Origin of the sequence: Clostridium sp., from assembly GCF_032552055.1 — a bacterium.
Lineage (GTDB): Bacteria > Bacillota > Clostridia > Clostridiales > Clostridiaceae > Clostridium.
The window spans coordinates 1-13,024 of sequence record NZ_JAWGSV010000075.1 but is presented as its reverse complement, the minus strand read 5'-3'; the positions used below and the strand labels follow the sequence as shown (position 1 = coordinate 13,024).

Annotated in this window: 12 protein-coding genes; 10 read left to right on the top strand and 2 right to left on the bottom strand. The window is 27.2% G+C overall.

Features of this window, described 5'->3' with window-relative positions; genetic code table 11:
• The first annotated feature begins 215 nt into the window (after positions 1 to 215).
• From E6248_RS07150 to E6248_RS07140, 3 genes are all read left to right on the top strand, one after another.
• The gene (locus E6248_RS07150; RefSeq protein WP_316340131.1) at positions 216 to 1,349 is read left to right on the top strand and encodes an MFS transporter; all 1,134 of its coding nucleotides are present in this window, start codon (positions 216 to 218) and stop codon (positions 1,347 to 1,349) included.
• 218 nt (positions 1,350 to 1,567) lie between these two features.
• A complete protein-coding gene (locus tag E6248_RS07145; RefSeq protein WP_316340130.1) occupies positions 1,568 to 2,017 on the top strand; it encodes a GNAT family N-acetyltransferase in 450 nt (149 codons plus the stop codon).
• 1 nt (position 2,018) lies between these two features.
• A complete protein-coding gene (locus E6248_RS07140) occupies positions 2,019 to 2,546 on the top strand; it encodes an N-acetyltransferase (RefSeq protein WP_316340129.1) in 528 nt (175 codons plus the stop codon).
• Positions 2,547 to 2,704: 158 nt separating this feature from the next.
• Here the strand turns inward: E6248_RS07140 and cplR are convergent, their stop codons facing one another.
• The gene (cplR, locus tag E6248_RS07135) at positions 2,705 to 4,348 is read right to left on the bottom strand and encodes an ABC-F type ribosomal protection protein CplR (RefSeq protein ID WP_316340128.1); all 1,644 of its coding nucleotides are present in this window, start codon (positions 4,346 to 4,348) and stop codon (positions 2,705 to 2,707) included.
• Positions 4,349 to 4,690: 342 nt separating this feature from the next.
• On the opposite strand from cplR, the gene E6248_RS07130 reads away from it, so the two are divergent.
• Positions 4,691 to 5,476 carry an EcsC family protein gene (locus E6248_RS07130; protein ID WP_316340127.1) on the top strand — a complete coding sequence of 262 codons (786 nt, stop codon included), beginning with the start codon at positions 4,691 to 4,693 and terminating at the stop codon, positions 5,474 to 5,476.
• Positions 5,477 to 5,523: 47 nt separating this feature from the next.
• A complete protein-coding gene (locus E6248_RS07125) occupies positions 5,524 to 7,494 on the top strand; it encodes a translation factor GTPase family protein (protein ID WP_316340126.1) in 1,971 nt (656 codons plus the stop codon).
• A gap of 137 nt (positions 7,495 to 7,631) precedes the next feature.
• Here the strand turns inward: E6248_RS07125 and E6248_RS07120 are convergent, their stop codons facing one another.
• Complete coding sequence (locus E6248_RS07120; RefSeq protein ID WP_316340125.1) at positions 7,632 to 8,273, bottom strand: hypothetical protein; 642 nt, start codon at positions 8,271 to 8,273, stop codon at positions 7,632 to 7,634.
• Between the two features lie 220 nt (positions 8,274 to 8,493).
• Here E6248_RS07120 and E6248_RS07115 point away from each other — a divergent pair, with 220 nt between their 5' ends.
• The 5 genes from E6248_RS07115 (at position 8,494) to E6248_RS07095 (ending at position 12,986) form a co-directional block, all read left to right on the top strand.
• Positions 8,494 to 8,877 (top strand): VOC family protein, encoded by a 384-nt coding sequence (locus tag E6248_RS07115; protein WP_136003887.1) that lies wholly within the window; start codon positions 8,494 to 8,496, stop codon positions 8,875 to 8,877.
• 72 nt (positions 8,878 to 8,949) lie between these two features.
• On the top strand, positions 8,950 to 9,891 hold the full coding sequence (locus E6248_RS07110; protein ID WP_316340124.1) for an L-lactate dehydrogenase: 942 nt from the start codon (positions 8,950 to 8,952) through the stop codon (positions 9,889 to 9,891).
• A 263-nt stretch (positions 9,892 to 10,154) separates the two neighbouring features.
• Complete coding sequence (locus tag E6248_RS07105) at positions 10,155 to 11,558, top strand: L,D-transpeptidase family protein (RefSeq protein ID WP_316340123.1); 1,404 nt, start codon at positions 10,155 to 10,157, stop codon at positions 11,556 to 11,558.
• A 208-nt stretch (positions 11,559 to 11,766) separates the two neighbouring features.
• Entirely contained in the window at positions 11,767 to 12,555 is a 789-nt protein-coding gene (locus E6248_RS07100; protein ID WP_316340122.1) for an SDR family NAD(P)-dependent oxidoreductase, read from the top strand.
• A 59-nt stretch (positions 12,556 to 12,614) separates the two neighbouring features.
• Entirely contained in the window at positions 12,615 to 12,986 is a 372-nt protein-coding gene (locus tag E6248_RS07095; RefSeq protein WP_316340121.1) for a hypothetical protein, read from the top strand.
• Positions 12,987 to 13,024 lie beyond the last annotated feature (38 nt).

Sequence of the window (13,024 nt, the reverse complement as noted above, 5' to 3'; positions counted from 1 at the left end):
TATATATGTTTAGACCGATTTGGCAAATTCCTAAAATTATAAAGAAATTGTTGCACAATGAAAAATGAAGAATTTAAAGTGGAAAATTAATGAAGCAATTCTATTGGGAGTTTTAAAAATATAATTTATTTTAGTAATTCCAGAGGGGTTAGATCATTAATTAGTCATTATTAATTGTTCATTATTAATTGAGCTGTCTTTAGGAGGATGTTAAATTGAATAAGAAAGTAAACATATATTTACTTAATATTATAGTCTTTTTACAAGGACTAGTATTTTATGCTCCAGTAGCAACACTATATAGAGAAAATAGAGGGATATCAATATCTCAAATATTCTTAATAGAGTCTATATATATGATATTAATAATGCTATTAGAGATACCTTGGGGAATATTTGCAGATAAGTATGGTTATAAGAAAACATTAGTATTATCTAATTTAATTTTCTTTATATCTAAGATTGTATTTTTTAAGGCGGATTCCTTTTCTATGTTTTTATTAGAAAGATTTTTACTAGCAGCTGCTATATCAGGACTATCGGGCTGTGATTCTACAGTATTGTACTTATCATTAGATGAAAATGATAATAGTGAAAAAGCTTTTTCAAGGTATGGATTTTTTTCAAATGTTGGCTTTTTATTAGGTTCAGTTATATCAACATTTATTATTAATATTTCAATAGATCTTTCAGCTTATTACACTATAATACCCTATGGTTTAGCATTTATTATTTCTCTCTTTCTTTTAGATGTTAAGGGAGAAGGTAAGAAAAGCAAGGGAATACTCTTTAATATTAAAGAGGCAATTAGCAAAAAGGAAATTATAATTTTAATTCTAGGTATTGCTTTAGTTGCAGAGGTTGTCCAAAGTATAACAGTATTTTTGAATCAAGGAATATATATAAGAAGTGGTATAGATATTAAGTATTTTGGAATAATGTTAGCTGGAATTGAAATTATAGGGCTAATATCTGTAAAATCTTATAAAATAACAAAACAGATAGGACAAAGAAAATCAATACTATTATTTATAATATGTATATTGGTTAGTTCATTATCTTTAGTATTTATAAAAAATCCAATTTTAGCCTTTATTTCAATAGTTGTAATATCAACAAGTATGGGCTTTATAGAACCTATTTTTATGGATATACAAAATAAATCTATAAAGATTGCAGATAGGGCTACTATATTATCAATTTACTCTATAATTGGAAGTATAGTTTCTGCTATTGTAAGTCCAATAATAGGTAGCGCTTCAAATGCTTCATTAGATATTGGAATATTTACATGTTTTATAATAACCTTAATAGCTGTTACTTTAATTAATATAAATTATAAAAACTAACATAGTTATAAAGAGATTAAAATAGATAAGAAAAGTTTTTTGAAATAGCTTTTAAAACTATAGTAAAATTGGACTAAAATAGATTTCAAATCAGCATGTAGTTTGCAAGTTAAGAGTAAGTTTACTTTTAGCAAACTACATGCTTTTTATAAATTTAATATACTATTTAATTTTATTTGATATACTAGTGTTATAAATTTAAAGAAATGAGGGGAAGAATGAATTTAAAATTTAAAAATATTGATAGCTACAATTATAATGAAGCTATAAGCTTAAAAGTGAAAAAAAGCCAGGAAGGTTTTATTGAAACAGTCAGTGAGTGTTTAGATGAAGCCAAGGAACTATCTTTATGGAGACCAGTAGGCATATACGATAATAATGAGATTATAGGATTTGCTATGTATGGTTTATGGAAGAATGAAGGTAGCTTGGGTAGAGTATGGCTTGATAGATTTATGATAGGAGAAAATTTTCAGGGAAATGGATATGGAAAGGTTTCTCTTAAATCTATAATTAATAAGATCACTAAAGAATATAAGTGTAGTGAAATATATTTAAGTATTTATGAAAATAATACTACTGCAATAGATTTATATAAAAAGTTTGGATTTGAATTTAATGGTGAGCTTGATAGAAATGGTGAACTAGTTATGAAATTAGAGGTGTAAAATGTTAACTATAAGAGAAGAAGAAATAAAAGACTATAATGAAGTTAAAAAAGTAGTAGAAGAAAGCTTTAAAACTGCTGAATTCTCAGATAAGGATGAACATAATTTAGTTAGAAGATTAAGAAATAGTAATGAATTTATAAAAGAGCTATCTTTGATAGCAGAAGAGGAAAATGAAATATTAGGATATGTGCTTTTAACAAAAGCATTAATTAAAGGAGAAAGCACATCTTATGAAACTTTAGCATTAGCTCCTTTAGCTGTATTACCTAAACATCAAAAATCTGGTATAGGTAAAAATCTTATGAATAAGGCAATAGAAAGGGCTAAAGAATTAGGCTATAAATCAATAGTCGTACTTGGACACGAAAATTATTATCCTAAGTTTGGATTTGAAAAGGCTAGTAAGTATGGAGTTAAAGCACCTTTTGAAGTTCCAGATGAAGCATTTATGATTTTAGAATTATTACCAGGTGGTTTAAATGGGGTTAGTGGAATAGTTAAGTATTCTAAAGCTTTTTTTGAGTAGATGCTTAGTAATAAGTCTAAGTAAATGAATAATTAAGGATATAATTTATCCACCAATATTTAAGATAAAAATTAGATTTCAAATTTTTAAGAATATATTAGAAAAAAGAGCTGTTGTGGGGGAGATTTAAACTCCACTAGCAATAGCTCTTTTTTACTTTATTTTAATGACTTAAGTTTATTTAATATTTCAAGATACTCTTTTTCTAACAACTCTTTTTTATCACCATTACTTTCGAAGGATAATAATGATATTAATTCTGAAAGTTTAGTTTCAAGGATTAGCTTATTTTCCTGAAGTAATTTTTCTTCTTTATTAATCTTAGGTTTATTTTTACAGTTAATAAACTCATCATAACTTCCATCAAATTGAGTAATTTTATTATTATCAATCTCTATTATATTATCACAGATATTAGAAATAAACTTTCTATCATGAGAGACAATTAATAGTGTCTTATTAGTATTTTTAATGGCATTTTCAAGGGCTTCCATACACTTAATATCTAGATAATTTGTAGGTTCATCTAGGATAATAAGATTATTATCTGATAAAAGAAGCTTACAAATTGCAACCTTAACCTTTTCACCACCACTTAAAGTAGATACCTTTTTAAAAACAGAGTCTCCTTTAAATCCAAAGCCATCTAAGTTTATTCTGATAAAGCTTTCTAAATATGAAGAATCAATTTGTATATTTTCTAGGATGCTTTTGTTGGAATCTAATATATTTTGCTCTTGGTCTAGAAATCCTAAAACAACATTATTAGCTATTTTAATGCTATCATTTTGATTTTTTACTAATTCTTTTAGCAGAGTACTTTTTCCTGAGCCATTTTTACCTAATAAAGCTATTTTCTTACCTTTCTTTATTTTAAAGCTTACATCTGATAATAAAACTTTATCATCAATAATAATATTAAGATGTTTTACTTCTATAGGATTTTTAGAAGTAAGCTCTAAGCTGTTTATTACACTTATCTTTATTAATTTATCTGTCTTGGGCTTTTCTTTTATTTCTAGATGGTCAATCCTACTTTGAATAGCTTTTATATTGTTATCTATATGCTGCTTGGATTTTTGATCTCCCATCTTATGAAGCCTAGCTTCAGAGTTACCCATTCTTTTAGGAGTTTTTCTAATATTATCTCTTTGTTTCTCCTTATTAAATACTGCATTTTCAAGTCTCTTCTTTTCAGTTTTATAATTAATATATTCAGTGGTTTGTCTTTCTTTTTCTGATTTCTTAAGCTCTAAATATTTTGAATAATTACCTTTGTATATATTAACTTTTCCATCTTCAATTTCAAAAATTGTATTACATAAAGTATCTAAGAAATTTCTATCATGGGAGACTAGTAGTAAGGAACCAGAGTGGCTTTTAAACATTCCTTCTAAAGTTTCAATACTAGTACTATCTAGATTAGAAGTTGGTTCATCAGCGATTATTAGTTCAGTATTTTTACTTAAAGCATTAGAGATTTTAAGTTTTACTTTTTCTCCGCCAGATAGGTGGTTTTTATATTCATCTGGGGCATTAAATATGCTTTTAATCTTACTTGAAGTAGATTCTTCATCTAAATGGTCAAGCTGACTTATATAAGAAAAACTTTTAGTTAAAGATATACTTCCTGAATCCACAGATTCTTTTCCAATTAAAATTCTTAATAAGGTACTTTTACCAACTCCATTAGGACCAACTAATCCTATTTTATCACCGGATAGTATTTCAAGTTTCTTTATATCTAATAATAATCTATCACCATAATATTTTTTTACATTGTTTAATAATGCTAATTGCATAAAAAAATCCCTCCTTATTTTGGGAGAGAGTTATAGACTTATAAAAAGGCAACACAAATAAACCTCTAGTCATAATCTACTCCCCATAAATTTGTGCATAATAAATAAGCCTAAGACCTTCTATGCACTAAAATTAATTAAAGTAGATTACATTCTCATTGTTGAAATTACCTTTTCCTTTCAAATTTTATATTTACATAAGAAATTTTATCTCATACATATAGTATATACAATATTATAATTTTTAGATAGAAAAAATTATAGAAAGTTTAATAGAATAATTTTAGACCTTTAGTATAAATGATATAATTAATAGTAATCACTTAGAAGGAAGTAGGGATTATGAGTAAGATTATTAAAAAAGAAATCAATAAATTAATTAAGAAAGAAAATAAGATAATTAATAAAAAAAGAAGCAAGATAATTAAAGATAAATTAGATCCAGTATCAGAAAAAATAGAAGAGAAGATTCCAGAAAAATTGAAGGGAACTTTAGAAAGTGCCTTTTATAATGCCTTTAAGATAGTTTTTCAAAAGGGTAGCAAGTATATAGAAAAGTTATATGACAAGGAAAAATTAAAATTAGATCATGATATAAATAATTATTCATTAAATAAAAGAATGACAAGAAAAATCTTAAAATTACTCGATTCTCAAGGAAAGAAAAGTAATTTAATTAATTCAGCTATTTCAACTATTGAAGGTGTAGGACTTGGAGTTTTAGGAGTAGGAATACCTGATATTCCATTATTTATTTCAATGATACTTAAAACTGTATATGAAATTGCGTTAAGTTATGGATTTAGTTATGAAGAAGATAATGAAAAAATATATATTTTAAATTTAATTAATGTAGCATTAACAAGTGAAGATGAGAAATTAATATATAGTGAAAAGTTAAATGATATAGAAAGAAAAATAACTTTAGGATTAGAACTAGAAAATCTTCTAGATGAGGAAATAAAGGAGACTTCTAGAGTATTATCAAATAATTTATTAATAGCTAAGTTTATTCAAGGTCTTCCTATTGTTGGTGTGCTAGGAGGAATAACTAACTATCAATATTTAACTAAGGTAAGCAAGTATGCACGAATTAAGTATAAGAAAAGATATTTGACTAAATATTAATTAGTAATTTCTTAGGAAAATACTAATTATTTAAGAAAGGTGAATAAATGAAAAAAACAATAGGAATACTTGCTCACGTAGATGCTGGTAAAACAACATTTTCTGAGCAAGTACTTTATCATACAAATACTATTAGGAATAGGGGAAGGGTGGATCATAAAACTTCTTTTTTAGATACTAATAATATAGAAAAAGAAAGAGGAATTACTATATTTTCTGACCAAGCAATTTTTGAAATAAATGATTCAACATATTATTTACTTGATACCCCTGGACATATTGATTTTAGTTCAGAGATGGAAAGGACATTAAGTATTTTAGATTATGCAATATTGATAATTAGTGCAGTGGAAGGAATACAAGGACATACTGAAACTATTTGGAATTTATTAAGAAGATATAATGTACCAACTTTCTTTTTTATAAATAAAATTGATAGAACAGGTGCAGATTTAGAGAAAATAATTGAAGAAATCAAAGGAGACTTAACTGAGGATATATGCTACATAAATAAGTTTAGGGCCCTAGATGAAGAAACAATAGAGTGTATATCTGAAAAAGACGATATACTATTAGAAAAATATTTAAATGGTGATTATGAAGAAGAGGAATGGATATTAGCTTTAAAAACTCTTATTAAAGAAAATAAAATCTTTCCGTGTCTTTCAGGTAGTGCTCTTCAAGATGAGGGTATTGAAAGTTTCTTAAATATTTTTAATGAATTAACTATTACTAATTATAATGAAGTAAGTGATTTTTCAGGTAGAGTGTATAAGGTGAAATATGATGAGAATGGTACTAGGTTAACTTTTATAAAATCCTTAAGTGGTAGTTTAAAGGTTAGAGATGAGGTATCTTATGGAAAAGATAATGAAATAAGAGAAAAGGTAAGTAGTATAAGAATTTATAATGGAAGTAAGTTTTCTACAGTTGATAAGGTTGTAGCAGGTGATGTTTTTGCAGCTACTGGGATAACTATGGCAGGAGCTGGTAGTGGGATTGGAGAATTAAAGGATTGTATAGATTTCAATATGGTACCAACATTAATGTCAAAAGTTATCTATGATTCTTCATATAATGTAAAAGATATATTAAGGTATTTTAGGATTTTAGAAAGTGAAGATCCAGCATTAAATGTAAATTGGAATGAAGCTCTTCAAGAAATTCAAGTATCCATTATGGGGAAAATTCAATTAGAAGTATTAAAAGAAGTGGTAGAGGAAAGGTTTAATTTAAAGGTAGACTTTGGGCCTTGTGAGATTATGTATAAGGAAACTATAGGAAATATATCCTATGGATATGGTCATTTTGAGCCATTAAAGCATTATGCAGAAGTTCATTTAAAATTAGAACCTAATAATAGAGGAGAAGGTATAACCTTTGAAAATAAATGCCATGCAGATGATTTAACTACAGGTCATCAGAATTTAATTAAGACTCATATTTTTGAAAGAGATCATCATGGGCTATTAACAGGCTCACCTATTACAGATATAAAATTTACATTACTAACAGGAAGGGCTCACAATAAACATACTGAAGGTGGTGAGTTTAGAGAGGCTACCTTTAGAGCAATTAGGCAAGGATTAGAAAAGATAGAAAATATACTTTTAGAGCCATATTATAAATTTAAAATAGATGTTGATTTAGAGTATATGGGAAGAGTAATTTCGGATATTCAAAGATTAAAGGGAAGTTTTAATCCTCCAGATAATAAGTTAAATAAGGTTACTATAACAGGAAGAGGTCCAGTATCTACTTTCATGGATTATAGTGCAGAAATACTTACTTTTACTAAGGGAAAAGGGAGTATAAATTTAATTTTTGATGGATACGATGTATGTCATAACAGTGAAGAAGTAATAGAAAGGTTAGGATATAATAAAAATGCAGATATAGAGTATTCTTCTAGCTCAGTATTTTGTTCAAAAGGACAAGGTTTTGTAGTACCTTGGGACAAAGTTGAAGAATATATGCATTGTGATAAAATGCGAAGCATTTTATTAATGAAAGAATGAAAGAATTAAAAAATGAAAAAATGCCTAAAAAAATCTTTACAGATTTTTTATAAGGTAATCTTTAAAACAAAAGAGATTTTGCATTGCAAAACCTCTTCCTTCATTTTTTCATTCTTTCATTTCTTAATTTTTTCAATTTAAAACAAATGTGCATAAAGTTTATTGCCATCTTCAAATACAGTAACAGTGAAGTAGTTCCATGGAACTACAGTTGCTCCAACTCTTGAAACGGCAGCTCTTATTTTAAAACTTGAACCAGTGTTTGTTTTAGAGTTTGGACCTTCAAAGGTAACTCTATCTAGTCTTACAACCATTTCTTCACCAGTGCTTAATTCCATTTGTTCTCTTAGTGAATTTAAATCTTTAATTAGCTTTTCTTTATCTTCATTAGTAATTGATATATATCCTTTTTCAGTATTAGTATCAATAGAAACTAAGTAATCAAAAACAGCTTGATCTTCGTTTAAATATAAATATAATAAATCTTTTACAAAATCCATCTCTTTATATTCACCTGCTACGTAACTGATTCCTTGTTGATCATCATAAATATTATCTCCAACATTAATTAAAGATAGGTCCTTAGTGGAAGTATAAACTTTGTTCAAAGCTTCAAAATCAGTGATTTTAATAGGCTCATCTTCTTTTGAGACTTCATCTTCTGTAGTTGTATCTTCAACAACATTTTTATCCATAGGTGTCTCTTTAAATAATGAGCAAGAAGTCAAGTTAAAAGATAAAGATAAAACAATAATTCCTAATAATATTTTTTTGTTCATAAATTCTCCTTTAAATGCGTAGTTTAAAATGATTGCAAGATAGTTAATTTGTAAAATTAAAATAAAATCTATACGATTACTATTCTTTAAAGTAATTGTAAGATAAAATAGTTCAAAAGTAAATTAACAAAAAGTTAATTAATAATTTTTGTAAAAGTTGATTAATTTACATTTTATTAATATAATTAAGTATATAGAATATACATTAGGAGGAAAAATCATGTCAGTTAAAATGTTGCATACTTGCATAAGAGTAATGGATTTAGAAAAATCTTTAAAATTCTATCAGGAGGCTTTAGGACTTATAGTAACTAGAAGAAAAGATTTCCCAGAGCATAAATTTAGTTTAGTATATTTATCAAATGAAGTAGGTGGATATGAAATAGAGCTTACTTATAATTATGATGTTGAAAAACCGTATGAGCTAGGAAATGGATATAGTCATATGGCAGTAGAAGCAGAAGATTTAGAAGCTATGAGAGAAAAACATGTAGCTTTAGGTTATGAAGTGACACCATTTAAGGGATTACCAGGAACAAAGCCATCTTATTATTTTGTTACAGATCCAGATGGATATAAAATTGAAGTAATTAGGGCAAAATAATATGGTCAATTAGATAATGCAATAAAAATGGTATATAATTGAAATATAATTTAAAGGATGAAGGTGAATATTATGAGTAAAATATCAATAATTGGAGCAGGAGCAATTGGAGCAACCACAGCCTTTGCCTTACAACAAAAACAAGTTGCAAGGGAAATAGTGATTAATGATATCAATCAAGAAAAAGCACTTGGAGAGGTTTTAGACTTAATCCATGGAAGTGCTTTAAATAGCCCTTGTACTGTTACCTTAGGAGCTCTAGAAGATACTAAGGATTCAGATATAATCATTATTACTGCAGGTGTAGCTCAAAAGCCAGGAGAAACTAGATTAGATTTAGTTGATAAGAATTACAAAATTTTTAAAAGTTTTGTTCCAACGCTAGCAAAGTTAAGTCCAAATGCTATCTTATTAGTAGTATCTAATCCAGTAGATATACTAGCGTATATGACTTACAAACTATCAGGATTCCCTAAGGAAAGAGTAATAGGTTCTGGAACGGTATTAGATACAACAAGATTAAGAAGTTTACTTGGAAAATATTTTGGAATAGATGGAAGAGTAGTTCAAGGTTATGTTCTAGGTGAACATGGTGATAGTGAATTTGTTCCATGGTCATCATTAACTATAGGAAATATTCCAATAAAAGATTTTTCAAAGCAACTTTCAATTGAGTGGGATGAAGCAACAGAAAAAATTATTGCTGATGATGTTAAGAACGCAGCTTATGAAGTTATTAACAGAAAGGGCGCAACAGCATTTTCAGTAGCAGCAGTACTAACTAGAATAGTTGAAGCATTCTTAAAGGATGAAAAGACAGTTCTATCAGTTTCAACGTTATTAGATAATTATTGTGGAGTTAACGAAACATATTTAAGTGTTCCAACAATAGTAGGTAAAAATGGTGTTGAGAGAGCATTATCAATAGAGTTTTCTAAAGAAGAAGAAGAAAAGTTTGTTAATTCAGCTAAGCTAATGAAACAATATATTGATAGAATAAATGAAACTAAATAAAAAATAGTTAAAAGGAACAGTAGATAATGAATCTAAAAGCCATTATCTACTGTTCCTTTTTTAATTAATGATTTTCTAATATCACTTATAAAAAATAAGTTTAATTTAAGTAAGGAAAAATAAACTATAAATGTTTCCTAAATGTTAAATTTTACTTATTAATTAATTCATTGCGTAATAGCCCCTTCATTTTAGGTATATTTTAAAATGCTAAACATATTATTATATAGTTATTTTATCAATTTTATATAGGGGATGATCTGTTGAAGAATTTTTATAATACTATTTTTAAAAATAAATTAATACGTAATTTAATTATAGTTATATTCTCTCTTTTTATTATATACATAGGCATATCCATGTATTTTTCAAAGCACTTTTTCTTTAATACTATAGTAAATGGAGTTGATTTATCACTTAAAGATAAAAATTCTGTAGCTACTAGCTTTAGTGATTTTTTAGAGGAGTATAGTATTGAGATAGTAGATAGAAATGGTGAAAGTCAAACTATAAAAGACAATATTTTAGAAAAGGGAACGATGTTAGACTCTGAAGAAGCAATATTTAAAGATATAAAAAGTAAACAAAATTCATTGATATGGATAACTTCTTTATTTAAAAAGAATCAATATAATATTGATAATATTTATAGTATTGATGAAAAAGAACTATTAGATATAGTAAATGAGTTAAATGTCTTTAAAGGAGAAATTATTTCCCCTAAAAATGTAAGATTTGTATATAAGGATGGCAAATATGAAATAGTAGAAGAAGTATATGGTAATGAAGCTAATAAAGAAAGAGTTTATGAAGGAATAAAAACAGCTTTATTAAATGGGGAAACATATATTAACTTAGATGAAGAAGGATGTTATGAAAGTCCTAAATATACTATTAATTCTGATAAAACAAAAGAAGTAGAAAAGGAACTAAGTAAGTATATTTCTACTAATATAACCTATGTATTTGGAGAGGAAAAAGAGGTTTTATCTGGAGAGAGAATTAATAAATTTATTACAATAAATGATGATTTAGAAATTGAATTAAGTAAGGAAGAAATAAGACTTTATATTAAAGAGTTAAGTGATAAGTACAATACTGTTGGAATTACTAGAGAATTTAATACTTCTATAGGTAGTACAGTTCAAGTTGAAGGAGGATATTATGGATATAAGATTAATTCTGTTGCTGAAGCTAGTTTGTTAATAGAAAATATTAAGAATGGAGCAGTAATAGAAAAGGAGCCTTCATACAGCCAAAAAGCATTACTTAGAGGAGAAAATGATATTGGGGATACTTATGTTGAAATAAATTTAACTAGGCAATATATGTGGTTTTATAAAGAAGGAAAAATTATAGCTCAAGGTAGTGTAGTTACAGGAGATCCTAGAAAGGGAAATTCAACTGATACAGGAACGTATATGCTTAACTATAAGCAAAAGGAAGCTACACTTAGAGGAGCTAATTATGAGGCTAAGGTTAATTATTGGATGCCCTTTAATGGTAATGTTGGAATTCATGACGCTAGCTGGAGATACAACTTTGGGGGACAAGTATATTTAAGTGATGGGACTCATGGATGTGTTAATGCATCTTTATCATTAGCTAAAAAAATATATGAAAATATAGAAGAAGGTACACCAGTAATTTGCTATAAAGATAAGTAATAAAAATAACAATTTATTAATAAATTGTTCTAAAAGAAAAGCAAGATAAATAATATATTATATGTAAATAAGCCATTTAAAATTGATAATGGTAAATATAAAGATAGGATTTGAGTTAAAAAACTTAAATCCTATCTTTATATAGATTCTAAATTAAGTATTCATGGGCAAAATAACTAAGATTAAATATTAATTTTGGAGGTGCCTGATGAAAAAGTTAGAGAATAAAATAGCATTAGTAACATCATCAACAAGAGGAATTGGATTAGCTATCGCAGAAAAATTAGGAGAAAATGGAGCAAAGGTTTATCTTGCAGTACGAAGACCAGAAGCTGGAAGAGAAATAGCCAATAAAATTATAGCAAAGGGTGGCAATGCAGATGTAGTATATTTTGATGCAAAGAAGCCAGAAACATACAAGACTATGATAAGAGAAGTTATAGAAAATGAAAAAAGGTTAGATATATTAGTTAATAATTATGGTGGAACAGATGTAAAGGTAGATTTTGATGTAGTTAATGGAGATGAGGATGAATTTTTTAGAATAGTTAAAGATAATCTTCAAAGTGTTTATTTACCATCTAAAGAAGCCATTCCTCATATGATAAAAAATGGTGGAGGAAGTATTATAAATATATCTACTATAGGATCTGTAATACCCGATTTATCAAGAGTAGCTTATGTCGTGTCAAAGGCTGCTATTAACTCATTAACACAAAATATAGCTGTTCAATATGCAAGAGATAAGGTTAGATGTAACGCGGTTTTACCAGGACTTATAGCGACAGATTCAGCTAAGGATAATATGTCAGAAGAATTTTTAAATACATTTTTAAAACATGTACCATTAAATAGAGCTGGTGAAGCTGAGGATATTGCAAATTCTGTAGTATTTTATGCAAGTGATGATTCATCTTATATAACAGGTAATTTATTAGAAGTAGCTGGAGGTTTTGGAATACCAACACCACTTTTTGGTGATTCAATAAGAAAATAATATAGGGAAATATACATTTTAAGTAAAATATGTTACAATATATAAAAGGGGGAGTGAGTATGAAAGATGAAAGAATATCGTTACTTATTAAATCCATAATTTGGGGTGTAGTTTGGCTTGGCTTAGCTGCATTAATAGGTTTAATAATAACTAAGGTAACATCTTATAAAGACTTTGAAAGTGTATTATTTATTGAAGGCTTAATACTAATTTTTGTTGGGATTTTTGCTTCAATTTCAGGAGACCCCATGGGACTTTCATTGCAAGGCCTAGGTCAAAGTAATGCTCAATATATAGCAAATGCAAATTTAGAAGTGTCAAAGATGAGTAGGGAAAAGGTTAGTGGGAAAATAAATATAGGATTTGCACTTAGCACATTCTCATTAGTAATAGGTGGAGTCCTTTCAGCTGCTATAACCTTTATAATATAATATTAGAAATTTAAATTATGTAAAATAAGGAACTTAAT